Origin of the sequence: Paenibacillus amylolyticus, assembly GCF_047302515.1 — a bacterium.
Taxonomy (GTDB): domain Bacteria; phylum Bacillota; class Bacilli; order Paenibacillales; family Paenibacillaceae; genus Paenibacillus; species Paenibacillus amylolyticus_G.
On sequence record NZ_CP168019.1, the window covers coordinates 1,656,137 to 1,682,221 of the forward strand.

General features: G+C 45.7%; 24 protein-coding genes and 1 pseudogene. 19 read left to right on the top strand and 6 right to left on the bottom strand.

Annotation, left to right across the window (positions count from 1 at the left end; translation table 11 throughout):
* Window positions 1-10: 10 nt before the first annotated feature.
* Window positions 11-964 (bottom strand): hypothetical protein, encoded by a 954-nt coding sequence (locus tag ACDJ59_RS07390; RefSeq protein ID WP_413408131.1) that lies wholly within the window; start codon window positions 962-964, stop codon window positions 11-13.
* Window positions 965-1,204: 240 nt separating this feature from the next.
* Complete coding sequence (locus tag ACDJ59_RS07395) at window positions 1,205-1,846, bottom strand: spore coat protein (protein ID WP_413409741.1); 642 nt, start codon at window positions 1,844-1,846, stop codon at window positions 1,205-1,207.
* Window positions 1,847-1,985: 139 nt separating this feature from the next.
* Here ACDJ59_RS07395 and ACDJ59_RS07400 point away from each other — a divergent pair, with 139 nt between their 5' ends.
* From ACDJ59_RS07400 to ACDJ59_RS07410, 3 genes and pseudogenes are all read left to right on the top strand, one after another.
* Window positions 1,986-2,522 carry a hypothetical protein gene (locus tag ACDJ59_RS07400; protein ID WP_413408132.1) on the top strand — a complete coding sequence of 179 codons (537 nt, stop codon included), beginning with the start codon at window positions 1,986-1,988 and terminating at the stop codon, window positions 2,520-2,522.
* Window positions 2,523-2,593: 71 nt separating this feature from the next.
* Window positions 2,594-3,280: a DUF1361 domain-containing protein gene (locus tag ACDJ59_RS07405; protein WP_413408133.1), complete on the top strand. Its 687-nt coding sequence runs from the start codon at window positions 2,594-2,596 to the stop codon at window positions 3,278-3,280.
* A gap of 188 nt (window positions 3,281-3,468) precedes the next feature.
* A pseudogene (locus ACDJ59_RS07410) lies at window positions 3,469-4,490 on the top strand (serine hydrolase domain-containing protein).
* Between the two features lie 86 nt (window positions 4,491-4,576).
* Here ACDJ59_RS07410 and ACDJ59_RS07415 read toward each other — a convergent pair.
* Window positions 4,577-5,557 carry a serine hydrolase domain-containing protein gene (locus tag ACDJ59_RS07415; protein ID WP_413408135.1) on the bottom strand — a complete coding sequence of 327 codons (981 nt, stop codon included), beginning with the start codon at window positions 5,555-5,557 and terminating at the stop codon, window positions 4,577-4,579.
* Between the two features lie 251 nt (window positions 5,558-5,808).
* On the opposite strand from ACDJ59_RS07415, the gene ACDJ59_RS07420 reads away from it, so the two are divergent.
* On the top strand, window positions 5,809-6,078 hold the full coding sequence (locus ACDJ59_RS07420) for a DUF6809 family protein (protein WP_413408137.1): 270 nt from the start codon (window positions 5,809-5,811) through the stop codon (window positions 6,076-6,078).
* 65 nt (window positions 6,079-6,143) lie between these two features.
* Window positions 6,144-6,398 (top strand): hypothetical protein, encoded by a 255-nt coding sequence (locus ACDJ59_RS07425; protein ID WP_413408139.1) that lies wholly within the window; start codon window positions 6,144-6,146, stop codon window positions 6,396-6,398.
* A gap of 57 nt (window positions 6,399-6,455) precedes the next feature.
* Here the strand turns inward: ACDJ59_RS07425 and ACDJ59_RS07430 are convergent, their stop codons facing one another.
* Window positions 6,456-6,659, bottom strand: coding sequence for a hypothetical protein (locus ACDJ59_RS07430; RefSeq protein WP_413408141.1), 204 nt, complete (start codon window positions 6,657-6,659; stop codon window positions 6,456-6,458).
* A 220-nt stretch (window positions 6,660-6,879) separates the two neighbouring features.
* Between ACDJ59_RS07430 and ACDJ59_RS07435 the strand changes: the two genes are divergently transcribed.
* From ACDJ59_RS07435 to ACDJ59_RS07455, 5 genes are all read left to right on the top strand, one after another.
* On the top strand, window positions 6,880-8,232 hold the full coding sequence (locus ACDJ59_RS07435) for a glucoamylase family protein (protein WP_413408143.1): 1,353 nt from the start codon (window positions 6,880-6,882) through the stop codon (window positions 8,230-8,232).
* 526 nt (window positions 8,233-8,758) lie between these two features.
* On the top strand, window positions 8,759-9,688 hold the full coding sequence (locus ACDJ59_RS07440) for an ABC transporter permease (protein ID WP_413409742.1): 930 nt from the start codon (window positions 8,759-8,761) through the stop codon (window positions 9,686-9,688).
* Between the two features lie 16 nt (window positions 9,689-9,704).
* Window positions 9,705-10,616, top strand: a complete 912-nt coding sequence (locus ACDJ59_RS07445; protein WP_413408145.1) for a carbohydrate ABC transporter permease — start codon at window positions 9,705-9,707, stop codon at window positions 10,614-10,616.
* Between the two features lie 38 nt (window positions 10,617-10,654).
* A complete protein-coding gene (locus tag ACDJ59_RS07450) occupies window positions 10,655-12,274 on the top strand; it encodes an extracellular solute-binding protein (protein ID WP_413408147.1) in 1,620 nt (539 codons plus the stop codon).
* A gap of 17 nt (window positions 12,275-12,291) precedes the next feature.
* The gene (locus tag ACDJ59_RS07455; protein WP_413408149.1) at window positions 12,292-13,323 is read left to right on the top strand and encodes a glycosidase; all 1,032 of its coding nucleotides are present in this window, start codon (window positions 12,292-12,294) and stop codon (window positions 13,321-13,323) included.
* Between the two features lie 59 nt (window positions 13,324-13,382).
* On the opposite strand, the gene ACDJ59_RS07460 is transcribed toward ACDJ59_RS07455, so the two are convergent.
* Window positions 13,383-15,719: a helix-turn-helix domain-containing protein gene (locus tag ACDJ59_RS07460; RefSeq protein WP_413408151.1), complete on the bottom strand. Its 2,337-nt coding sequence runs from the start codon at window positions 15,717-15,719 to the stop codon at window positions 13,383-13,385.
* A gap of 273 nt (window positions 15,720-15,992) precedes the next feature.
* Between ACDJ59_RS07460 and ACDJ59_RS07465 the strand changes: the two genes are divergently transcribed.
* The 5 genes from ACDJ59_RS07465 to ACDJ59_RS07485 are packed head-to-tail and all read left to right on the top strand — an operon-like array spanning window position 15,993 to window position 20,620.
* Complete coding sequence (locus ACDJ59_RS07465; RefSeq protein ID WP_413409744.1) at window positions 15,993-17,042, top strand: amidohydrolase/deacetylase family metallohydrolase; 1,050 nt, start codon at window positions 15,993-15,995, stop codon at window positions 17,040-17,042.
* Complete coding sequence (locus tag ACDJ59_RS07470) at window positions 17,020-18,129, top strand: DgaE family pyridoxal phosphate-dependent ammonia lyase (RefSeq protein WP_413408153.1); 1,110 nt, start codon at window positions 17,020-17,022, stop codon at window positions 18,127-18,129. Before ACDJ59_RS07465 ends, ACDJ59_RS07470 begins: the two co-directional genes overlap by 23 nt.
* Window positions 18,126-18,881: a 2-dehydro-3-deoxy-phosphogluconate aldolase gene (dagF, locus tag ACDJ59_RS07475; RefSeq protein ID WP_413408154.1), complete on the top strand. Its 756-nt coding sequence runs from the start codon at window positions 18,126-18,128 to the stop codon at window positions 18,879-18,881. The genes ACDJ59_RS07470 and dagF overlap by 4 nt, the downstream gene beginning before the upstream one ends.
* Window positions 18,874-19,887, top strand: coding sequence for a sugar kinase (locus ACDJ59_RS07480; RefSeq protein WP_413408156.1), 1,014 nt, complete (start codon window positions 18,874-18,876; stop codon window positions 19,885-19,887). Before dagF ends, ACDJ59_RS07480 begins: the two co-directional genes overlap by 8 nt.
* A 10-nt stretch (window positions 19,888-19,897) precedes the next feature.
* Window positions 19,898-20,620: a GntR family transcriptional regulator gene (locus tag ACDJ59_RS07485; RefSeq protein WP_413408157.1), complete on the top strand. Its 723-nt coding sequence runs from the start codon at window positions 19,898-19,900 to the stop codon at window positions 20,618-20,620.
* Between the two features lie 77 nt (window positions 20,621-20,697).
* On the opposite strand, the gene ACDJ59_RS07490 is transcribed toward ACDJ59_RS07485, so the two are convergent.
* Window positions 20,698-22,236 carry a hypothetical protein gene (locus ACDJ59_RS07490; protein ID WP_413408159.1) on the bottom strand — a complete coding sequence of 513 codons (1,539 nt, stop codon included), beginning with the start codon at window positions 22,234-22,236 and terminating at the stop codon, window positions 20,698-20,700.
* 161 nt (window positions 22,237-22,397) lie between these two features.
* Between ACDJ59_RS07490 and ACDJ59_RS07495 the strand changes: the two genes are divergently transcribed.
* From ACDJ59_RS07495 to ACDJ59_RS07510, 4 genes are all read left to right on the top strand, one after another.
* Complete coding sequence (locus tag ACDJ59_RS07495) at window positions 22,398-23,204, top strand: helix-turn-helix transcriptional regulator (protein WP_413408160.1); 807 nt, start codon at window positions 22,398-22,400, stop codon at window positions 23,202-23,204.
* Between the two features lie 135 nt (window positions 23,205-23,339).
* Window positions 23,340-24,296, top strand: coding sequence for an aldo/keto reductase (locus ACDJ59_RS07500; RefSeq protein WP_413408162.1), 957 nt, complete (start codon window positions 23,340-23,342; stop codon window positions 24,294-24,296).
* A 136-nt stretch (window positions 24,297-24,432) separates the two neighbouring features.
* The gene (locus tag ACDJ59_RS07505; protein WP_413408163.1) at window positions 24,433-25,029 is read left to right on the top strand and encodes a cupin domain-containing protein; all 597 of its coding nucleotides are present in this window, start codon (window positions 24,433-24,435) and stop codon (window positions 25,027-25,029) included.
* A 207-nt stretch (window positions 25,030-25,236) separates the two neighbouring features.
* A complete protein-coding gene (locus tag ACDJ59_RS07510) occupies window positions 25,237-25,917 on the top strand; it encodes a hypothetical protein (RefSeq protein ID WP_413408164.1) in 681 nt (226 codons plus the stop codon).
* Window positions 25,918-26,085 lie beyond the last annotated feature (168 nt).

Sequence of the window (26,085 nt, forward strand, 5' to 3'; positions counted from 1 at the left end):
CAGCATCCGATTATTCACGGGCAAATTGTTGTTGAACAGGTTCAATGATTGCTCTGACTTCAGGTGTAAGCTCATCATTGTTCTGATTGAGAACCAGTAAAATCTTTTCCATAGTGTCCAGAAGAACACTCTGCGTATCGGGCTCCCGGTAAGCCAAAGCTTTCTCGTAAGCCTGTTTCACCACAGGGTCCATGGTGCGGATTTCTTCGTCCGTGTACCAATCATAAGCAGGTGTGTTGTCACTTCCGTAAAACAGATAATCCACAAATAACCCTTGCTTCACTGCTGATGTGCGATTGGAATTCGGGAAGTTGTTCAAAAAGGCTTCTTTCTCCAATGCACGCTGAATTAATTCGTTCCAAGAGATGATAATGCCCCCATCTGAAGTTGTCATTTGGTTGGACTCGGTAGCCATAATATCAATGTACGCAGCAATATCAGCCTTAACAAAAGGTTTGAACTTTTGATATATCTCATAATTGATGATGGGGTAATACAAGCCTTCACTGGTTTCCAGTTTGAACCCGAGATCTGATGCTTCCTGCAGAAGCTTCTTCACTGTCGGATCTTTAATTTCTTTGAGCAGACGACCATATGTAAGCTTCTGTTCGTAACCAAGTTGTTCATGGGCTTGAGATATGGCCTGTTGAAAATGTTCCGTATACATTTGGTAATCCACATCAGCCAGCTTCACGTTCTGCATGTTCTCCAATTGCAGCGTCATTAGTGTTGCCTGCCAAGGGCCGACTTTATTGATATGATTCATCAGGTATTTACGCGCTTTAACCAGACTTTCTGTGGACTTCACTGCTTCTGTTCGATAGGTTTGGAATTGATGATACACCGCTTTGGAAGCGGGGACAGGTGCAGCCAGTGTTGTTGAAGGTGTGATTATTGCGCCAATGGCAGTACAGCCGAGAGCCATAGCCAGTAAACCAAGTTTAGCAGGTTGCTTCCATCTCATTTGTATACCTCCTCATAATGAAGAAAAGCCGTGTGAATTATCTTATAACCGCATTTTACCGTATTTTATATGTATGATCTGTATGTTGAATATGTAAGTTCTGTCTTTGATTAAACCAGTTTCTGGTAAGCGAATCAAGTGTCTTCAGTAGGAAAATGATTACAAATAATGAAAGAACAGCCCCTAAAACCCGAAAGGGTTAAAGAGACTGTTCTGGGGGAAGCGGACTTTATTTTCTAATTAATGAAGTGGTTTATTACTATTAGGCATCTGAGGTGCTCCGGTTGCTGGAATGTATGCCTGAAGCATCTGTTGTGTATCACTTGGGGTGAGTTGAGGTACTTGGTAATAGGCGTTTTTATTCTGGAACATGAAAATTTCATAGGCCATCTCGATAAAATGCTGGATCTGAGAAGCGATGACTCGGCGAACCGTTCCATTTGTGATCTCGCTACAGGACATGCCGAGCAGACTCGCATGTGACTTGATCAGTCCCAGCATATGACCGCTAATCCCGGCATCCTTTACATCGGCCAAGCTCTGGTTTGGTTTTTTCGGTGCTGATGGCTTAAGGCCATATACCGGTGGTACCATGTTGGGGATCATATAGGTAGCTGTCTCTTGATGAGGCTTCTGTCCGGATGCAAAACACTCTGCTGTCAGATTGTACTGGGATAATATGAAGTTGTACTGCCGGTCCAGAATGCCAATCAGTTCCTGGCTCTGCACAAATGTACGAAAGATCATGTATTGATCCAGCACGTTAATGGTGGAGGACAGAATCTCATGCACGTCGAACATCTCATGGCCGCCATGATTCATGTTAGGGGTGACATTTGGATTGGTGTTCAATGTGGGTTGTACTGCATTCTGAGGGTTCATGGAATTTGGATTCATTGTAAATTTGATTCTCCTTTGGTAAATGGTATGATTCTAGTATGCTTGGAAAGTAGTAATTTTATGTAATGTGTATGGATAAAAGCGTAAGCACAAATAGGAATAGGCATGGTGGTGGTTAAAGATGGAAGAGACCGATTGGGGTGTAGCAAAGGAGTTGTTCGTCAAACATTACGGGAGCGCTATACAGATACATCGAGAAGGCGTGTATGCCGACTATAAGCGATGGGACGTACCCGAAGAGTTAGAGGAACAATGGATAGGAGAGCGAATTCAACAATTAAGTTCCGAGCTGTCTATCATGAATTGGGATGCGGTGGATGAACTTGCGTTGATTGCCAAACATCGGACAGAACCAAGTATAATTAAGGAAATTACAGCATTTGCTTCGAGACAATTGAAAAGTGCGGACAGTATGGTTCGTCTCGTGTATGCTGAACGTCTGATTGAGCTGATCAAACGGTATGAATCTTCTCTGCCGATGGACAAGTTACGGGAAACCTATCAACTGACGATGGACTTGCTGGTTGATGTGGCGACTAAACCGTTGGTGCTTGATCCAGGCCATGAATTGCAGCAGTATGGATTAAAGGATAAACGTGGATTGAATTTGCGTGTTGAAAAGAATAAGGAAGAAATCATCCGCTATTTTCGAAACTAATTGAATTTTACCAAGTGAGGTCAGAATCATTGAGAAAACTGAATTATATTCACATATTTATTTTCCTTAGTGTGGTCACAATAGTAACACTTGGGTTGTACTATGTAGCCGCAGATTGGCTGGATCAGCGTTATTTCCGCTTCCTGATCTGGAATCTGTTCTTGGGCTGGATTCCTTTTGTGTTCTCTTATGCAGCCTATGTTCTAAGTGATGTGAAATGGAAAGGTGCTGCATGGCTTGCAGTCGCAAGTGGTCTGCTGTGGTTGTTATTTTTCCCGAACTCTTCTTACATTGTTACGGATCTGGTTCATCTGACAGCGAGAAGTTCCCGGTATTATGGTGGGAACGGGGTCGACTACACGTATTGGTACGACTTAAGTGTTCTATTAATGTTTGTCTGGACTGGACTTCTGCTTGGATTCCTGTCGATGTATCAGCTTCAGGAAGTGATCTATCACCGAATTGGACGCTGGGCATCCTGGATCTTTGTACTGGTAGGTTGTGCTTTGGGAAGTTACGGAGTATTGCTTGGACGTGTATATCGACTGAATAGCTGGGATGCACTGACAAATCGCGAGACGCTGATTGAACTGATGCACGAGAGTGTAAGCCGTCCGTCTCTGGCGTTTTGCCTGTTTTTTGGCACGTTTATCACTACAATCTATGCCACATTGTATTATCTGATCAATACGAGGTCTCCCCGCGAAACGAAGAAGAGTGCAGGAAGTCCCGAGACGGACCTGCAAGCGTTGCGCTAATTCATGAGTGATTGAACAGCATTTGAGCATGCTTTGTCAAACTTAATCATACGTTGTATGAAGAAGGGTTATTTCCTTTTATAAGGGAGTAATCCTTCTTTTTATGAAAATTTGAAAGGTATGCAGGATATGACGAAGAATTAAGAATGAGAATGTAATGAACACATAGACAAGAGGTGAACAACAAAATGTTGAATGCAGTAGAGCTGACAACAAAAGTAGAAGAAGTCATGGAACGCGTGAATTTTTCGGGTGTTGTATTACTCCAACAAGCCGGGAAAACCCTTTTGAATATGAAACGTGGTTATGCTAATCGCAGCGAAGAACTTGCCAATCAGGTGGACACACGCTTTGGAATTGCATCAGGGTGTAAGATCTTCACTGCAGTGAGTGTATGCCAACTAATTGAAGCAGGCAAGTTGTCTGCGGACTCCAAGCTTACGGATGTGTTGGATGTGGAGTTTCCACTGTGGGACAAAGGGATCACCATCCAGCAGTTGTTAACACACACGTCAGGCATTCCGGATTATTTCGATGAAGAAGTGATGGATGACTTTTCAGAATTATGGAAAGACAGACCCGTCTACGCGATGCGGCGATTAAGTGACTTTCTGCCCATGTTTCAGCATCTGCCAATGAAGTTTGCTCCGGGTGAACGTTTTCATTACAACAATGCGGGTTTCATTGTGCTGGGGCTTATCGTGGAACAACATTCAGGATTGTCGTTTACAGATTATGTGGAAGAGTTCATTTTCAAACCATGTGGCATGAAGAACTCCGGTTATTTTTAACAGATCAGCTCCCGCGTAACACAGCTTTAGGGTATATCGATCATGAAGATGGCTCTTGGAATACTAATATGTTCTCCATTCCTGTCAAAGGTGGATCGGACGGTGGAGCCTATGTTACGGCACCGGATATGATTCGATTTTGGGGTGCTTTGCTGGGTCACCAATTGTTGAATGAAGAGACGACACGGCAGTTATTAACTCCACATGCTCATCAAGAGGATGAAGAGTATTATGGGCAGGGTATCTGGATTGACCGCAAGGAGGAAGACATTTTCAAATTTCATGTCATGGGGTTCGATCCAGGGGTTTCGTTCATGTCTTCCGTGTATCCGGACTATGATCTAAAACTGGTTGTGGTCTCTAATCAAGAGTCTGGTCCGTATCCAATAACAATTGCCGTAGAAGAAGCTTTGGCATGACAAATAAACCCTCAGCCTATGGGCTAGTTATGCCTACATAAGGTTGAGGGTTCATTGGTCGAACAGGATAGAAGGACTGCCTGCGTTTATAACATTTTCCACAGCTCAGGGGCGATTAATCGAGGGAAAACATCCAGCGGAGGTTTCTCTTTCTTTCGTTTGTCATTGGTTAACACCGTAACAAGTTCGAACTCTGGGACAATATATACATACTGACCACCAAATCCTCGCGCGTAATAATAATGGAGATTGGGTTTGTCGTCTTCAGCAGCAATATTTTCGGAGTCAGACCTTTCGTTCGGATAGACATCCACCCACCAATGCCAAGCATAACTGCCGTGATTTGGTGGAGTGACTGTAATGAAAGGCTGCGTCGAACGGGATACGAGATCACTTGAAATGAGAGACTTACCCTCCCACATACCTTGCTGTAGAAACAGCTGACCGAATTTGAGCAGATCTACGGGTAACATCTTGAGACCGAATCCGCCAGTATGTACACCTTGAGGGTCGCTTTCCCATTCGTAATGCTTAATTCCGAGCGGGTCAAAAAGATAACGCTCTGCGAACTCGGCTACGTTCATACCTGCATTTTGCATCAGGATGGCGGATAGGATCTGTGATACTCCTGAATTGTATTCCATGTATGTACCCGGTTCATGACTTAAGCGTTGCTCCAATGCAAAATCCACCCAATGATTGGTGCGGGTCATGCGAGGGAATGAATTCTGCCCGCCGAACTCGTCCCAGTTGAATCCGGCTGTCATGGTAAGCAGTTGTTCCAGCGTGATCGCTGGTTTGCGCGGATCAGGATCGGATGTCAACTGTGGAAAAAAAGTGGAGATTGGTGCTGATGCCTCTGGCAACAAGCCTTTATCCATCGCTATACAGATGAGCGCGGACAGCACACTCTTGGTACATGAATTGATTTTTGCAATATCAGTCGCAGCCTCTTGGTTGCGGTAGTGTTCGAACATGATCTCACCGCGTACGCTGACAAGGCAGCTTCGCAGATCCAGCTGCGGAACGATCTGTTGCAATTTCGATGACAGTGCTGAAGGATTCATAGTGTCCTTTCTGTGCGGTTGATTTGTTATAGGATTTTGTAGAAATAGGTGTCCATTATCTTAGCATACTCCCGAGGTAGGGCTCAACAAGCGCTACATTATTATGTTACAGCAAGCTTGTAAAATGCGATATCCTATGAAAGCGATAAGAATCATATGCGAATATCGCATAATTCCCCAGCATTGTCTGTCAAACTTATATAATTCATGAGAAGAGCACAAGACATTTATTAGAGAAAGGGGGATGTAGTGTGGGAAATATAATAGAAGAATTATATTACGGTAACCTGAGACCAGAGGAGAATATTGTTCCTAAAGATTCGGAGTATCGATCTATTAATAAGGAGATTACAGCTTCTATCGAAAAATTTCAGAGCAAGCTTTCGGAGGATGACTTTAAACAACTCGAGGTATTGTTTGATATGATGGATCAAGTTCACTCTATACATTCCAAAGAGGCTTTTGCGAGTGGTTTCAAAATTGGGACGCTGATTATGATCGAGAGTGGATACTCAAGCTAATATTTTGGTTTTCACAACTTGTAGTTATATAGAAGAGGTTTAGAAAAAGGGGTAGGGGATCTTTCTTGTTCAAAATTGGCAATCAAGGATTGTTTGAAACGCTTCCTGATCATGCCAGGGCAATATATGAGGGAGATACTGGTGCTGTAGAACAATTCATTAAGCAGGGCATGGATCTCGAAGAAGAGATTCCGCTCAGTAAATACATAGCATTAACGTCACTCGACCTTGCCTTAATCTGCAATCAACCGGAAGTGGTTAAGTTGTTGGTAGAGCGTGGAGTTAATCTGAATGTCAAAAATAATACGGTGATCCTGTAGGCAGTTAGATATTGTGGAGAAGAAATGGTGCGATACTTTTACCAGCAAGGTGCCGAGTTAAATGAGGATTGTAATATGACGTGTGACACCAAATGGAAATAAGTAAAAAGGACTCATGGCCGGAACAGCTATTCTCATGCCTGATCGCACTGCTTTGTCCATGGATATTGCGCTTGGTGTAGCCATCTCACAGTATTCTACAGGCATGTTATGCAAATCTGGAAACAAGCCATGATCTGCACGTTTATTTAGCTGATTCATATTCGATTTTACAGCGCAGTTCCAATGAAAATGAGAATGGCTTGCTTAGCTAACAGATGGGTGCTCTGCATACATAATGAAACGTTTCGAATTTACATTTATTAATAATCCATATTTTAATCAGTATCTGTAAGCGTTTTATTTTATTGGTTTACGGAAATGGGAAATTTATGATAACATATACACGAAACGTTTCGAATCCATTTGAAGGGAGAAAATCATGAAAAAAGTAAAACAAATCAGCTTCATTTTAACTTTTTGTCTGTTAGCTAATCTAGCTTTAACTCCTATGGCTTCAGCAGGTGACTCAAGCAATTTGATTGGATTTCGAGCAGAATTGAAAGCGATTGCATATAAGACCTATACGTTTTTTGAGGAATATACGGATCAGAACACCGGTTTGACTTACGATGAAGTACGGCACACTGAAAACGGGATAGAAGAAGCTAAACGTACCTCGCCGACAAACATCGCAATGTATATGATGAGTACCGTTTCAGCGCAACAATTGGGCATTATTTCGAAGAAAGAAGCTGTACATCGCCTGCAAACGACTATAAATTCCCTCGAGAAGTTAGAAAAGTGGAACGGCCTATTTTATAACTGGTATAACAAGGATGACGGTTCGGTGAAGAAAGATTGGGGCCAATTTATTTCCCAAGTCGATAATGGCTGGTTATCCGCTGGTTTAATTGTTGTTGGGCAAGCCTATGAAGAACTTCATGGGGAAACAAGCAAGTTGGTTAAAAATATGAATTATACTCCGCTATATGATCCTGAAGTCGGCCAATTCCGCGGAGGTTATGATGTGGCTAAAGGCGCGCTGACGGACCACCATTATGGGATGTTTTATACGGAACCACGTGTAGGCAGCTATATTGCTATTGGGAAAGGTGACGTTCCCCAAGATCATTGGTGGAAGATGTATCGCACATTACCTCAAGAATGGGATTGGCAAGCTCAGATTCCTCAAGGCAAATCCGTTAAGTACGATGGAGTGGATGTGTTTGAAGGAAGTTATGTATACAAGGATAAAAAGTTCGTACCAAGCTGGGGAGGTAGTATGTTTGAAGCTCTTATGCCCGGTATGGTCATAAAGGAAAAAGACCTGGGTACTCAAGCTTTGGGATTGAACAATCAGCGTCATGTCGAATTGCAGATCGAATATGCCAAAGAAAAAGGGTATGCCGCATGGGGCTTTTCACCTTCTGCAACTCCGACAGGATACAGTGAGTTTGCAGCAACGCCGTTGGGTACCTCAGGTTATAAAGACGGAGCAACGGTAACAGCACACGCAACGTTCCTTGCTCTGGATTATGCCCCTGAAGCAGTTCGAAAGAATATTAAAGCTTTAAAGAACTTCAAAATGGTTGGCAAATATGGGTTCTATGACTCAGTCAATGTTGAAACGGGAGAACTTGCAAAAGCTTATCTGGCACTGGATCAAGGGATGATTATGGTGTCGATCGCCAACTATCTTCAAGATGGAGTTATACGCGATTATTTTCACAGTGATGTGATAGGGCAGATGCCAGAAGAGTTATTGAAAAAAGAAGTGTTTTCCATTCAATAAAGGAGAGGAAAATTTGCCATACCGAATTGTGCAAATGGAACGAAACAGAGTGTTTTCTGCTTCGTTCCATTTGCATTTGTCGACCATCTGGCCTTTTTATAGTTAATTGGTCAATCACTAGCGCCATGGCTTACCGTTCACTTGATGAAATAGTCATCAAAACTTGAAGACAATGCGGATTGGAGAGGTAAATAACAGCAAATGTTTGCATTCGTGCTCCGTGATCACAATATGTATCTTTTGCAGCGTGAAGAGAGGTTCGTAATTCACATATTTACAGCCTTGCTCTTTCTGCAACCATCTTCATCAGGGCTGAACAGAAAGTACCGCAGTAGCGCGGTTTTACACATCCTAAACATGACAATGCAGAAGCTACATATTTACTGTGACATCTTAGTTTCACTATACTTCGTATTGTAAGCGTTACCATAAAAGATAGTCAGCAAGAACGCAAAGCAGCAACATAAAGGTATCTAATGAAAAAGACATAGAAAGGAGTGGGAGAGTGAAGGAGAGTCACACTGTAATATCCGTAAGTCCTTCATTGAAGAAGAACAGTCTTGGCAAAAGAATTTGGAAAAACTGGGAGCTTTACCTGTTCATGCTTCCCGCGTTGTTGTATTTCCTTGTTTTTCATTATGGTCCGATGTACGGCATTCAGATTGCTTTTAAGAATTTCGTACCTTCGAAAGGAATTACAGGCAGCGAATGGGTTGGTTTTGACCATTTTGAACGGTTCTTTAATTCTTATTTTTTCTGGGATCTGCTCTGGAACACATTCAGTATCAGCTTCTATGAACTTGCCATCGGATTTCCCCTGCCTATTATTCTGGCGCTGGCCTTCAATGAAGTCCGCAACGGCCCGTTCAAGAAATCGGTCCAGACGGTAACCTATGCACCTCATTTCATTTCTGTAGTTGTCATGGCAGGTATGATCATTACCTTTTTATCACCTTCCAGCGGAATGATTGTCCGGTTCATCGAGTTCATTGGTCTTGAACCAGCACAATTTCTGACTGATCCCGCATGGTTCAAGACAGTGTATGTATTCTCTGGCGTCTGGCAGAGTACAGGGTGGGGAACCATTATTTATCTCGCGGCTCTGTCAGGGGTAGATCCCCAGCTCCATGAAGCGGCCATTATGGATGGAGCAAGCCGAATTAAACGGGTGCTGCATATCAATCTGCCGACGATATTACCCACAATTACGATCATGCTGATCTTAAATATGGGTAACATACTGGGCCTTGGCTTCGAGAAGATTCTGCTGTTGCAGAATTCACTCAATATGGAAGCTTCCGATGTAATATCGACCTATGTATACCGCGCCGGTCTGGTAAACGCCCAGTATAGCTTCTCAACGGCTGTTGGATTATTCAACTCGGTAGTCAACGTTATTTTGCTTGTTACGGTCAACCAGATCGCCAAACGCACCAGTGAGAACAGCCTCTGGTAGAAAGGAGTTGAAGTCTATGGTTACTGCGATGAAAGAATCCAGGGGGGACAAGCTTTTTCTGATCAGCACTTATATTTATTTAGGTCTTTCACTGCTGGTTGTTCTCTATCCGCTCATCTATATTCTCAGCGCTTCAATCAGTTCACCGCAGGACGTCAATTCGGGAGCAATGTGGTTGTTTCCGAAGAATGTAACACTGGACGGCTACAAGCTTGTATTTGAGAACCCGAAGATATGGAGTGGTTACTGGAACACAATTATTTACACGGTGGTGGGGACTCTGCTTAATCTCGCCGTCACTCTGCCGGCCTCGTATGCGCTCAGCAGATCTGATTTTGTCGGGCGCCAGTTGTTCATGGGCCTCATTCTTTTCACGATGTTTTTCAGCGGCGGAATAGTGCCGACGTACCTGCTGGTCAAGAACCTTGGACTCATGAACAGCATGTGGGCATTGATTCTGCCGGTGGCCGCTTCAGTCTGGAATATCGTGGTGGCCCGCACCTTTTTTCAGACGACCATTCCAAAAGAACTTCAGGAAGCAGCGCACATTGACGGCTGTACGAATCTAAAGCTGTTCATTCGCATTGTTCTACCGCTGTCGGCACCGATTGTAGCCGTTATGGCCCTGTTCTATGGGGTGAGTCATTGGAACAGCTACTTCCCGTCCTTGATCTATTTAAATGATGAAGCGAAGTATCCGCTGCAGATGGTTCTGCGTCAGATCCTTGTCCTTCAGGAAATGACGGCCGAAACTACGGGCTCATCAATCAACGGTGAGGTGGCGACCGCCATGAATAATAAGGCAGAGACGGCATCGCTGATTAAATATGGAGTCATTGTGGTCTCCACACTGCCCATCGTGGCAATATATCCGTTCCTGCAGCGTTACTTTGTCCAAGGAGTCATGTTAGGCTCTGTTAAAGGCTAAACAGTTAAAATGTGATGATAATAAGGGAGGAATTATGAATGCCGACCACAAGCAAACCATGGAAGCTTCTGTTATCTTCGGCTTTAGTTCTTACATTACTGGCAGGCTGCAGTAATTCAAACGAAGGTGAAGCGAACAACAATCTCGGAAAAGTCGCTGTAAACAATGAAGGTTTCCCGATTGTTAATGAACCCGTCACTCTGTCGCTTATGGCGCCTGATGTAGGGATTCAGAACTGGGAGAACATGGCGGTGCTTCAGCAGATGCAGGAGAAGACCGGTATTACGCTGGAATACAAGAACGCACCGAAGGATAGTTTCGAAACCAAGAAAAATCTGGTGCTCGCCAGTGGGGATTACCCGGATATCCTCTATGCCGCCGGTTTGACAACTGCAGAGCAGATGAATTATGGAGAGCAGGATATCCTCATTCCACTGGAGGATCTGATTGAAGAGTATGCTCCGAATTTCAAGGCGCTGCTGGAAGAGAATCCGGATGTCCGCAAATCGATTACTGCACCGGATGGGCATATCTATTCCTTGCCAGTAGTAGAACTTAGCCAGCACTGGTACCGCAATCCGATGTGGTATAACGGGGACTTCCTGAAGGCGCTCAATATCGATAAACTTCCCGAAACGACAGAGGAGTTGTATACCTATCTGAAACGTGTGAAAGAGGAAGATCCCAATGGCAATGGCATAGCAGATGAAATTCCTATTTCTTCGGTGACAACACCCGCTGCGAACCTCCGTGATATCCGTACATGGCTGCTTGGTGCTTTCGGCATCTATGAAGAAGAAATTTATGTGGACGATGCGGACAAGGTGCATTATACACCGCTTGAAGAAGGCTACAAGGAATATTTGACCTATATGAACCGCTTGTGGTCTGAAGATCTGCTGGATCATGAGAGCTTCTCACAAACAGCGGAGCAAAAGAAGGCCAAAGCACAGAACAATCAAATCGCCCTCTTTTCGGACTGGCATGCTTACATGAGCAAAGGTGGAGAACCTTCGACGGCAGATCCGATGTTTGCACCTGTCCACAGTGAATCAGTTGCTGCTCCAGCGATTGCAAAGAACAGGGGGATTACAAGCGGCGCTTTTGCTATCACGCAGAGTAATCCTGCGCCGGAAGCCTCTATACGCTGGGTGGATTATCTCTATTCCTATGAGGGTGCCATGTTCTTTAATAAAGGTCCAGAGGGCATTCTCTGGGAGTACACCGATAAAGAGAACCGTGTCAAACAGTACTTGCCGGTACCAGACGGCAAGGAAATGGAAGATTATCGGGCAACGCTTACACCTAACTACGGCATTCCCGCTCCAACCCTGTCCATGGATGATATTAATAAAGGGCTAAAGACAGACTTTGACCTGTGGGTAGAGCAGGAGACCAAGCAGAAGCTTCTCGATAAAGGCGCACGAATTCCGTTCCCAACGCTGTTCCTTACCGTGGAAGAGCAGACTGAAATCAGTAGTCTGAATTCTGATTTGAAGACATATGTGAATCAGATGGAGGCGAAATTCATCACCGGAGCCGAGCCGCTTACGGGCTGGGACAATTATGTGGCGACTGTCAAAAAAATGGGCGGAGAGCGTATGGTTGAAATCAACCAGGCTGCATATGATCGCTGGAAATCCGTCCCTGAACATTAAATGCAGGAGGAATAGACATGCAAATCACGAGACATCCGAATAATCCCATTGTTGTCCCGGGCGGTTATGAATGGCGCAAGGTTACGGTTTTCAACCCTGCGGTTATTATCGATAACGGCAAATTTTATATGATTGAGCGCACCGCTGGTTCCCTAACTCCATGCAAAAATTACTTGGGCCTGCTAGAGAGTGAAGACGGGGTGAACTTTATCCACGTGAAGGATGAACCAATTGTGACGCCAGACATGCTGGGATTCCCTTATGGTAGTGTACAGGACCCGCGGATTGTCAAAATTGACGGGACCTTTTATCTGAACTACGCCCTTCGCCCCTGTGCCATGAGTTATTATCCTACCGGGGCAGGTGTCCCCCTTCGCTCTATTCCGAAATATCCGGACGGGTGGGGGGACGAGGAGGGACATTGGTTAACCCGGTCCTCCATCTTGAAATCAGATAATCTGCTGGATTGGGAGTATGTGGCGGACACGACACCTCTTGATATTAATGACCGGGACAACATTCTGTTCCCCGAGAAAATAGGCGGTAAATACGTACTGCTGCGCCGCCCCGAGGAATATGTGGGAGAAGCCTACGGAACAGATAAGGCGGCCATGTGGATTACCTACTCCGAGGATCTCGTGAACTGGGAAGAGCCCAAGCTGCTAGCTACCGCCCAGAACCTCTCTTGGGAATCGCGGAAGATTGGGGGCTCTACGCCACCGATACGTACGGACAAGGGCTGGCTGGTGCTCTATCATGGCGTCGATGAGGACATTGTCTACCGTGTGGGGGCCATGCTGCTGGATTTGGAGCATCCGGAGAAAATCATTGCCCGGACGCATCATTTTATTATGGAGCCAGAGACGTATTATGAGAAATTTGGGTTCCAGATCCCCAATGTCATCTTCCCGACCGGAAATGTGGTCAAAGATGGACTGCTCTATATCTATTACGGGGTAACAGATACGGCGATTGCGCTCGCAACTGTTCCGCTGGATGAGCTGGTAGAGCACATCCTCCAGGAAGGACAGCAGCAAAATAAACCATGAAATGAAGTTGAATCTTTAATTATAAGAATGCTATACAGAAAGGGTGGAAGCTTGCCAACTTAAACAGGTCTTTTCGTAGTAGCCCCTCTCAAGGCATGTTCCTTGCGATACTGTCCTGGCGTCAGACCGATTTCTTTTTTAAACTTGCGGATGAAATTTGGCGCATCCATATAACCGACCTGCTCGATAATTTCTTTGAGCGGTGCGCTAGTATTCTCCAGCAGCCGCATGACTTCATCCGCACGCCGCTGCCAGATATATTGTGAGAAATTGCAGCCGGTCTTCTCTTTGAAGCTCCGGCTTAAATATGAAGTTGAAATGGCAAACTTAAGAGCCACATGCTCCAGACTGAGTGTGTAGTCTGCAAACTGTTGATCCACGTAAGCCAGAACGTCATCCATTAATGTTGACTCGCTTGTCTTTGTATTCAGTTCCACCTGCGTGCAAATGTCAGCGGCCAGACTGAGCAAACGACTCTCCAGCTCTTCAAGTGTTTCGAAGGAAGTCAATTCCGGCATATTAGCGAACACTTCGTTCATACCAAGCTCGGAGGCGGTACGTAGAAAAGCGTTCAGCAGATCGAAACAGATGCAGCGCAGTAGATGAACCTGTAACGGCTCGTCTTTGATCGTATGAATGGTATCGGCAATCATTTGGACAGCTACTGATTCGTTGCCCTGCTTTAGACTCTGCTCCAGTTTCAGCATGGATTTGCGCGGAATCCAGAAGCTCTCGGAAGCAGAAGGACTCAGCTCTGCAAGCTGCTCGAAATAAGTCACCTGACCGCTGCGCCGGATGATCCGGTGCTCCAGAGCTGCAGCGGCTTCAATAAAGGATTGGTTAAGCCGGGTCAAGTCCCTGTAGGCCATGCCGACACCTATACTCAGAGATAGGTGCGAGTGCTCGCGGATCACCGTTTGAATGGCTTCAATGACCTGTTCCAATTGGCTTTGAATCGGCTTGTCCGCATCACCGGGGAGTGAAACAATCAGGGCAAACTGGTCCTTGACCGAGAATTCTACACCAAAGATCTGAGCACCGGTACCTGGAAGACATACATTGCTGAGTATATCCTGCAACAGATGGCGTTCCTGACAGGAATTTCCATCGGGCACAGTATCATCCCAGGACAAAATAGCCGAGAAATAGAGCCCTTGTCCTTGAGGATGCCTGAATCCTGCGCTAAGAATCATTTGCTCGATCTCCGGATCATCCGGCTTGCCGTGCTTGAGTAACAGCAGCATGCACTGATTGCGGACAAAGGGCTCCTGAAAATCAATCTTTACACTGTAATTGTGAAGGGTCTGGCGTATCCATTCCCATTCATTGCGGAGCTTGGGAGCATTATCGCCGCTACCTTTCATTCTGTCCATCAAATCCCTGATCGGATGGTACTGGCGTTTGGCTAACAGCAGAGCAGCAGCTATCCCAGTAATGACTGTAATACAGAAGACGATCAGGATCAGGGTCTGGACATGGGCGACACGGCTGAAGAACTGGAAGCTTGGCATCGTGGTCACATAGGTCCAGCCATTTTCTTCAGATTGGACTGAAACAACGGAGTATTGTTCTCCGTCCATCTTCAAATTGTGAATACCGGGCCCAAGTGTAGCTAAATTCTCAATTTCGTCCTGGGGAAGGCTGATGCCATGGCTGTTCGCGGTCAACACCTCTCCGGAAGGACTGAAAATATAACTGCTTCCTGAGAAATCACTCAAAATCGAATCCATGACCCCGGTAAGGTTAGATTCTTTCATTAAATAAACAACGGTCCCATATGGAAACGGGTCATTCGGTTTAACGGGTACAAGCATGACAAGCATCGACTCCATTCGGGAATTAACCTTCACGTTCTCAGCGGGACGGACCAGAGGCTGCCTAGTTTCATTCAAGTCCCGCCGCAACTCTTCCGGATTCCAATGCTCGAACTGATAGAGGCTATCAAACGTGACGTCAAGATTAGCCAGACCGCGGTACGAATAGATGTTGGAATCGTTATGGAAATAGAGAAGAAGATCCTCTGCAATGCTGCTGCTAGCTTTGTAATTGGCCAGCGCCTGAATCGCCTCCAAGCTGTAATAGGGATGTTGATGTTGTACCATATAAGGGGTCAGGTGTTTGTCATAGGCGATTCTCCCCGCTATTTCCTGAAGTTCATTCATACGGTTATCTATAGTGCTCTTCACCTGGTTAAGTTGATTGACATTTGATTGTTCAATCTCTACACGCAATCCTTTGACAGCGTTTTCATATACAAAAATAGTTACACCTGTCAGAGGGATAAGAAATATGAGAATGTAAGAAAAGGCATATTTCAGCAGAAGCCTTGATTTGAAATGATTCCAGCTGAACCTGAATCTGTTGCGCAAGGATGGCTTGAGTGCCGAATTTGCCATGAAGCAGTCCCTCCATTGTTAGATATTCGAATTAAAAATTTTGAATTAAAAATCAGTGTTCTCTTCTGGATTACTCTTGTGCTAACATAAACATTATAACATTATAATCTTTAGAATAAAGTAGCTCATCAGGCTTATTTTTGCCTATTTGGAAGTACGGATTTCATGAATCATTTTTTGGATTTTGCCTGTATACCGGGGTTGAAAAAGGAGATGGGATGAGTGGGCACAGAGAATGTGCTGCGCAATCTGCAGCTTGTTGACGGGCGAATTATGGATATCGCCATTCAGGACGGGATCATCACTGCCATTACACCGCCAGGCCAGGCTGAAGGAGAAAATGAGCTGGATTGTTCAGGGTTATATGTGTCTAGTGGGTGGATTGATCTGCATGTGCATGCCGTCCAGGAGCTTGATCCCTATGGCGATGATATCGACGAAATTGGTGTTAAGCAGGGGGTGACAACGCTTGTAGATGCCGGAAGCTGCGGTGCAGATCGAATTGGAGCTTTCTATACCGCAAGACTACAGGCTGCTACACAAGTATTTGCTCTGTTGAACATTTCAAGCATCGGTCTCGAACGGACGGATGAACTGTCGCAGCTGGAATGGATTGACCGGGCCAAGGTAATGGAGGCAGCAGCGGCTTATCCTGATTTCATTGTTGGTCTGAAGGCCCGCATCAGCCAAAGTGTCGTCAAAGACAGCGGCATACAGCCGCTCAAGTTGGCACGCACACTCTCGGAAGAAACGAAGCTTCCGCTCATGGTTCACATCGGTTCTGCTCCGCCCGCGATCTCTGATGTGCTGGAGCTACTACAGTCGGGCGATGTAATCACCCATTACCTTAACGGCAAGTCCAACAATCTGTTTCATGCGGACGGCACACCGCTGCAAGAACTACTGGATGCAGCTGCTCGGGGAGTTCATCTGGATGTGGGGCATGGCACAGCGAGCTTCTCCTTCCGGATTGCAGAACAGGCCAAGGTTGCAGGCATTGCGCTGAATACGATCAGTACGGACATTTATCGAGGCAACCGTATGAATGGTCCGGTATACAGTATGTCGAATGTGCTGACGAAATTTCTGTACCTCGGTTACAGTCTGGAAGAGGTCATCCGTGCGGTTACAAGAAGTCCAGCGGAGTGGCTCGGTAAGCCGGAGCTTGGGCAGATTAGGGTGGGACAACAGGCGAACCTGACTTTGTTTTCCCTGGAAGCAGGCGAAAAGCAACTTGAGGACTCGGAAGGTGATGTCCGGGTCACGCAACACTATATTGAGGCTAAAGGAGTCTTTGCTAATGGGTCACTCATTACAGGCTAAATATGGATTGAAGCGTGTTATTAATGCCAGTGGAAGAATGAGCATTCTTGGCGTTTCCGCACCAACGGATTCAGTCATGGATGCGATGAAACAGGGCGGACAGCGTTACGTGGAAATTGCGGATCTTGTGGACAAATCCGGAGAATATATTGCACAGTTACTTGGTTCGGAAAGCGCGGCTGTGGTGAACTCCGCATCCAGTGGTATAGCGCTGTCAGTGGCAGCCATTGTGACTGCCGGAGATCCGCGTCTTAGCCTTCGTCTGCACCAGGAGCCGATATTGAAAAATGAAATTATTATGCTAAAGGGCCATAATGTGCAATATGGAGCGCCGGTCGAAACCATGATATTCCTTGGCGGCGGCCGGGTAGTGGAAGTCGGGTATGCCAATGAAGGCCGCAAGGAACATATCGATCAGGCGATCGGTGAACACACTGCAGCCATTTTTTATGTTAAATCCCATCACGCTGTCCAGAAGAACATGATTTCTGTGGAAGAGGCCTGGGAGGTTGCACAGCGTAGAGGGGTACCGCTGATTGTTGATGCGGCAGCGGAAGAGAATCTGCACAAATATATCCAACTTTCGGATCTGGCCATTTACAGCGGGTCGAAAGCTATTGAAGGGCCTACTTCCGGCATTGTCGCCGGCAAAAAGAAATACGTGGAGTGGCTTAAGGTACAGCTACACGGGATTGGCCGCAGCATGAAGGTTGGCAAAGAGACCGTTTTTGGGTTACTTCAAGCGCTAGATGAATACCAGGACAAAGCGGATAATAGTGAACGAGAGAAGCAGACGCTGGAGGCTCTTCAGCCACTGGATAGACTTCCTGGTGTTTCGGTCCGCATCGTGCAGGATGAAGCCGGTAGATCGATTTTCCGGGGACGTGTCCAGATTGATTCCTCTCTTGTTGGGGTGGATGCGAAGAAAGTGAATGACCAGCTACGTGAAGGCGCAATTGCGGTATATACCCGAGACTATGGCGTCAAGCAGGGTTATTTCGATATTGATCCAAGGTCGCTGCAAGGGGATGATATGCAGGTCATCGTCAGCAGAATACATGAAATCGTGGGAGGCAAACCAGAATGAGTCATATTCAGCAGTGTCTGTATAAGAACAGGGCCGCAATTAATGTACTGGCCGGCAGTATCGGGAACGCCAAGGATGTGTACGAGGCTGCGGAAGGATATGTACTTGTTGGTGTGCTCTCCAAAAATTATGCTACATCGGAAGAAGCTGTAGTCGCCATGACTGAATATGGTCAGGCTATTCAAGATGCCGTATCTATCGGACTCGGGGCCGGAGACAGCCGTCAGGCTACAGTTGTGGCGGAGATTGCAGCGAGTTATCCGGGAAGCCATATCAATCAGGTATTCCCGGCAGTCGGGGCAACCCGTGCCAATCTGGGACCTAAAGATAGTTGGATTAACTGCCTGGTATCTCCGTGCGGTCAGCCAGGTTATGTAAATATATCGACTGGCCCCATCAGTTCAGTAAACACTCCGCAGGCCATTGTTCCGGTTCATGCCGCCATTGCACTGGTTCGTGACATGGGAGGGAACGCGCTCAAATATTATCCGATGCAGGGGTTGAAGCTGGAAGAGGAGTACCGTGCGGTTGCCCAGGCTTGTGGGGAATCGGGTTTTGCCCTGGAGCCTACAGGTGGAATCGATCTGGACAACTTTGGACCCATTCTAGAGATTGCACTAGAGGCAGGCGTACCTCAGGTTATACCACATGTCTATTCTTCAATTATTGAGTCGCAGACCGGGAACACGAACGTACAGGATGTCCGCAGACTGCTCGAAACAATGAAATCGCTGGTGGACCGATATGCCTAGGGTTGCTGCATTTGGTGAAGTGATGATGCGGCTGCAGGTTCCGGGATACGAAACGCTGGTCCAGAGCAGTAGGCTAGAGTATTCTTTTTCCGGTAGCGGAGTGAATGTAACGGCAGCACTAGCAAGATACGGCCATAACGGTGCTCTTATTACAACTTTGCCGGAAACTCCGGTGGGCGAAGCGGCTATCGCTTATCTGCGCAAGCTGGGGGTGGATACCTCTCTTATTAGCCAGGGCGGTAAACACCTTGGGATGTACTTTCTGGAGAATGGCTTTGGAGCCCGCCCTGGCAGAGTTACTTACACAGACCGGCTGGGCAGCAGTTTCAATACCGCGGACGCAGATAATTATGATATGAAAGATCTTGCCTCCCGAGTCGACGTTCTTCATTTATGTGGCATTACGCTGGCTATGAATGATAGCGTGCGCAAGCAGATGAAACGGCTTGCTGAGGAAGTGAAGAGTGCTGGTGGCAAGGTTGTGTTTGATTGTAATTACCGTCCTGCGTTATGGGGGACAGATGGTTATGTCAAGGCCCGCCCGCATTATGAGGAACTGCTGAGGCTGGCAGATCTGGTGTTAATGAATGAGAAGGATGCGAAGTGTATTCTTGGCATCGGAACCGGAGAATATGATAGAATAACACAGATGAAACAAGCGATTCCTGAAGTTGCACAGCGATTCGGAATCGGAACGGTAGCAGGAACTCATCGTGAGATTAACGCTGACCATACGCATTCCTTGACAGGATATATCTATTATCAAGGTACGTTTGTATTTTCACGCAAGCTGACGTTCCCGGTGTACGACCGGATTGGTGCTGGCGATGTGTTTGCTAGTGCCATCATCCATGGGGAATTGCAGCAATATCCACAGGAACATACGGTTAATATGGCAGTGGCGGCAGCGATGCTGGCCCATACCACTCATGGTGATACAGCGCTTTTTACCGAGAATGAGGTGCTCCGGGCGCTGTCGGACCATACCTCAGATGTTGAAAGGTAGTGAACAGTGAGTGTCTCTGAAGCGCAAGCAAGGTCCTTTATATCAGCAAATCCAAAAAATTCTCAAAGATCGGATTCTACATGGAGTATATCCTCTCGGAAGCATCATCCCCTCCGAACCACAGCTAGAGAAAGAATTTGGCGTCAGCAAAATGACAGTCCGCGGTGCGGTCCAAGAGCTGTCCCAGGAAGGTTACGTGCAGAAAAAAAGCGGTGTTGGAACGATTGTGTTGCGCAATACCTCTCATCAGAAGCTCTCAAAGGGCAAACGGTTTACGGAGCTGCTCGTAGAAGAGGGCCATAAGCTGGAAAAGAAAGTTCTGAATTCCTGTTTACTCACCAATGATACCGGAACGGAGGAATATGGTCGCTACGGGCCGTATTGCCAGCGGATTGAAAGGCTCTACATTCTTAACGGACAACCTTATATTCATCTGATACACTTCTTGGCAGCAGCTGCATTGCCTGGCGGAGGCAAGGAAGAAATGAATGGAGACATCCAATCACTGTATGACTCACTGGAGGAGAACGACATTTTGCTGGAGAACTTCAAAGACCGTTTCTTTGTAGAGCCGGCAGCTCCTGAGTTATGCCAACTACTGAAGATCCACCCGGGGACGCATGTGCTTAAGCGCCTCCGTAACTCCTTCGACGGAGAAGGCAGATTAATTGAGCACAGCATCGGCTGTTATAACACTGAACTTCATCATTATCTGGTTAGTTACGACACTTGAGGTCGGCGGTGCAAAAAGAGGGTCCTGCCATTTTCATAACAGGCCCCTTTTTGTGTAAACAACGGTTTATTGGTGAACTAGAAATCCCTCAAACGATCAAATACCTCATATAATTCCTCGTGATTAACCTTAACCAAATCATCTTGACGCAGTTCCAAATTCTGTTGTAGCTGATCCAGCAACGCCGTCAGAACAACATAAATCTCTTCCCGCTCAACAGTTTCGATAAAGCCGGTCTTGGCATCCATCTTGTTGAAGGTCTGTGTGTAGTTCTCAACTATGGAGACGAGCTGTTTGTGCAAAGCCTCCTGATTGTTAAAATCTTGACTTAAGTGACGGATTTCCTTCGAGCACTGCTTGTACAATTGAGTTGCTTTTTTGGCGTGAGCTGCCTTGATGTGGTCCCGCCCATCCCAATCCCGAAACGGATTGTTCAGGTTCTCCGCAAGCCATTCCGGTTTGCGTGCTTTGGTGATTTCCATATCAAGTCCGGAAGCAGCGGATTTTTTATATCTTGTTTTGATCGATTTGGCTGCATCGGCAGGCAGGCTGGTTAGCCACAGCGTAGCCAATTTCGGAAGTTGATCTGGATCAGGGAATTGTTCCCCATTAAAACCGAACAGGTCATATGTAGTGAAGGTTTGCAAATTTGCCAAATGCTGAATCGACTCTATATGGGATACATTGCCGGGTTTACCCCACAATCGCAACTCTGAAAGCTCAGGATAATACTGCACAAGTGGCTCCAGATTGAGTTCCGTGATATCTCTGATATACAGACCTTCAAGTCGTGAGATCCCAGTAACCTGTGGCAGGCCCGATGGAACATTGAGAGTGATGCATTTACCGTCTTCATAAGCCGCAATACGCAGATCAGGAGACAACTCACCTGTGAAATTCAGACTTTTCATCTTTGTGTTCAAGATTAACTCCTTCAACCCGCTGACATCCACAATAAGTTTGGTCAGGTGACTGTTGCTGATATCGAGCATCGTTTGACCATGATGTATGATATGAAGTTCATTAATGAATGGATTGTCTTCTATAAATGAAAAGATCGATTCCGTATATCCATCCATTTCAATATGTGTCAGGCAAGGTAGCTTTGCGAGTTCGGCTACATCTTCCGCAGATGTAGGGCTGAAATCGCGGAGTGTACTCGTACTGCGCCGCATTACACGATCGCCAATCATCACATCTTCGTCATCATCCGCAGCTTGTTTGAACTGCGCTCTTCGGATCGCATCGATACCTTCCCATTCACGCTGGAGATAGAGACTTTCTCCGATCGGCCAGCCTCCGCCATACGTATTTGTTTCCTCGGTGTAGAGAGGGGGGATATTGCCTGCAAGCACATACTGTGAAGGAACATTAGCACTCACAAAACTATGTGCAAGTCGATCATGCCAGAAATAGAAATTACAGATCAGCGGTTTCATTTGATGAAGCTGCATTTCATTAGGCAGTTGATCACCAGTCCAATCCAATTGAAGAACTGAGGCAAGCGTATCAGAAGTTTTACCCTCCGTTTCTTTCAGTCCAGTTACCTGGCAGGCTGTATATTGTTGTAATTTTTCGACGTACACGCAGTACACATCTCCAACATTGGGGATCATGTTATGCTCCTTTCGTTCTGCACCAATCGATGCTAAGCTACTTGTAAACCAAGTATTCTGTAGAACTAATAATAGATGAACTATATCAAAGTCATTCAGAGACTACCATTTTGGATAGAGTCGAATAGGGTTGAATACTTTTATAAAAAGGAACGATGTCTATGGATACAAGTATGAGCCGTAACAAAAAACTGGGTGAGTTTTTGAAATCACGGAGAAGCCGCATTCAACCGGAACAAGTTGGATTGTCAGGATCTTATGGACAGCGAAGAACACCCGGTCTACGGCGGGAAGAAGTAGCGGTATTGGCTGGTGTCAGTGCAACGTATTACACGTGGCTCGAACAGGGGAGGGAGTTGGCGGCTTCACGAGAAGTGATGCAGAGTATAGCGAATGCGCTCCGTTTAACACTGGAAGAGAAGAGTCATCTGTTTGACTTATGGGACCCTAATACGGAACATGAATTCCTTGCTTCGTATTCACAACTGGAGCAAGGGTGGCAGAGTATTATTGGCCAGCTGACTCATCCTTCCTTTATTACCAATGAACGTTCTGAGGTACTTGCCTGGAATGAAGCTGCAGATACGAACCTCTTCAACTTCTCGTCGATGACTGTGAACGAGCGTTTAATGATGCGGATTTTATTTCTGGATACAGCGCTCAGGGAGCGTATGCACAACTGGGAGGAATTCGCGAGGCACTCGGTAGCGGTATTCCGTACTTATTATGACAAGTATACGAGTGACCCCGAATTTAGCAGAATCGTGAAACAATTAAGTGAAGAAAGTGTGGACTTCCGAACGATCTGGAACCTGCACCAAGTTGAATTCAAACAAGTCAATCGTGTCCTGCTTGAACCGACGGATCGGGCAGATGGCGTTGTGTACGCGTACGATATCTTTTCCATGAATAATCTGAACAGCCAATCAGGCATTCATTGTTGTATTTACGTTCCTGTTGCCATATAGAAAGTTAATCAAACTGGTAATTTCTTTACTAGCATAAACAGAGTGTGGTTGGGGTCTCGGAAGTGAAATAGAATGAACTCAAGTTCATACGTATCTAGTTAACGTTGCTATTTCAAGATGAAAAGAGGGAGCCTCATGCTCAAAACAAGAACACTGGGAAATGATAAATTACGAATATCTGCGCTCGGCCTGGGTGTGATGATGATGCCGGATAACGACGAATCGGTACATACCATTCAGGGTGCGCTGGATGCAGGAGTTACCATGTTTGATACGGCGGATCTGTACGGAGAGTATGAAAAACAGCGATTTGGTGGGAATGAAAAACTGCTTGGACGCGCGCTTCAAGGTCGAAGATCCAAAGCAATCGTTGCCACCAAATTTGGTATAACACACACGCAGGGCCCCAAGGGAGATCCGGCCTACATCAAAAAATCAGTAGATGCGAGTCTATTCAACCTGGGAATGGATTATATCGATCTGTATTATCAACATCGTCCTGATCCGAATACACCCATTGAAGAGACGGTAGGCACACTTGCCGATCTGGTTCAACAGGGGAAGATTCGATATATTGGTTTGTCAGAAGCACCAGTAGAGATCATTCGGCGTGCACATGCTGTTCATCCGATTACAGCGTTGCAGACCGAATATTCTTTATGGAGCCGAGAGCTTGAGGATGAGATTATGCCTGTCCTGCATGAATTGAACATTGGCTTGGTTCCATACAGTCCATTGGGGCGTGGTTTCCTGACAGGTCAGATCCAATCTATAGACGATCTGCCGGAAGATGATTATCGTCGTCACTATCCGCGTTTCCAAGGTGAGAACTTTCAGAAAAATCTGGAGGTTGTTGGATTGATCCAAGAGATGGCTAAGCAAAAAGGATGTACGGTCTCTCAACTTGCTCTGGCTTGGTTGCTTGGAAAAGGAGAACATATCGTTCCGATCCCGGGGACTCGCAATCTGGAAAGAGTTCACGAGAACTTGGGAGCGCTACAGGTGTCGCTTACGGATGATGAGATGAACCAGATTGATCACATATCACCCCAAGGCATTGCAGCCGGAGGCAGATTCCCTGGTCAAGTCTAGTTTGTTTATACATGATTCTAAGAAACCTAAAGTTCAGGATTAAAAACAATATATAACATGTGTCAACGGTATTATTTCAATTCTCCTGCATACAGTACAATAATGAGATGTATGCCCAAGGAGGAGAAATAACCGTATGATTGATCCGATTTTGCAAGCTCCGAATGTTCCGTTAGCTGCCGATTCTAATGCGGTTGTCAATTATCAGAGGGATTCACGCAACTATGTAACCCAGTTGTTTGGAGAACAGCTGCCGACCATTGCGAATGGGTTCTTCAACGTATACTTAAGCAAAGGAATCATTGTACAGCCGCACTGGCACACCAATGTCACGGAGATGGTTGTGGTCATCACCGGTGAAATTACAGCATCAGTCTTCAATCCGTTTACGCGTGAACGATTGACATATCGTCTGAAACCAGGCCAGGTTGTGGTATTTCCGAAAGGCTGGTTTCACTGGTTTGTCGCTGAGACAGATGATGTATATGTATTAACAATCTTTGATCAACCAACGCCTGATATTGTATTTGGAGCGGATTTCTTGGCAGCTACACCGCCGGAGGTGGCTCACCGCGCGTACTGTTTGGATGAAGAGGCATATGCGAGAGCTGTTGCTTCCATTAAAAATGATGCGATTCTGGGCCCTCCAATAGGGTGTGATACGCAGGTTTCTGATCAATCGACCTCACCTTCCAAGACGTCCGTATCACCATCCAATAAGCTGAAATCTTAAGTCAAGATTCCTTATTCATTATCAAAGTACACAGCCTGTAACTGGAGTATATCAGTTGCAGGCTTTTTGATGTGTCGATGTAATAATCGTATGAAGTCCATGGAGGGGTTGGTATTATATTAGAAAAAAATTCAAAATGCCTGAGTCAGTGGGTTACGTTCTCTGTTAGTATAGTATGAACATCCAACAAAAACGGAGGACTCATGAATGAACATGTCAGAAATGAAAACGCTTGAAACTGCAATGAGTTATGCACCTATTTTGATGTTTGACAGAGCCGAACCCTTTTATCCTGATTTTGTTGGCATTTCTGTGTTGCATCAATCTGGGCCTTCACCATCGTTCAGAAGGGACATTAAGTTTCCGACCGAGGTAGTACAATATGTAATTGAATATGCAATCTGGTGGGATTATGAGATTGGACATCTGTATGAAATGGAGCATGTATGGGTTTATGTGGGTCATGACGGAGAGGTAGTAGACTGTGAAGCCAGCTTTCATGGGAAGGTGCTGCGCGGATTATTGAAGGAACGGGTCAATGTGGTTGGACATCATGTATGTCTGTACTCACAGCCTGGCAAACATGCTTTCTCACCACTTCCGGTTGTATTTGAGTTATTGCCAAACCTGTATAGTGCAGCAGGTGCCGAAGCTGGATGTGATGGGCTACTTGTGAATGAGTTATTTCAAGATTATTTTGAAACAAATGAACAGATCGATGATCAGGTAGAGCGTTATCTGCAGACCAAAGCGTTTGTACCTACCATGGAGTTCGAAGAATATATACTAAAACCGGAGATGTTCATGACGTGGGATAATCTGTTTGGAATTATTCCGCACAGGATTAAGGACCGCCTAATGGAACTGGAGCAACTATATAACACATAAATAATTAGTTTTAAACGGGTTTTATGTTAATTTAAAGTGTATTTTTTCGCTTCAGAACCAAACTTTGTTGATTCGGGTTTGGTTTTTTTTATGGGAAAATGGACTCAGTATAAGTAATCATTTATTAGACTAAGGTCTTGAAATGTTGAGTGTGTACAGAAAAAATAC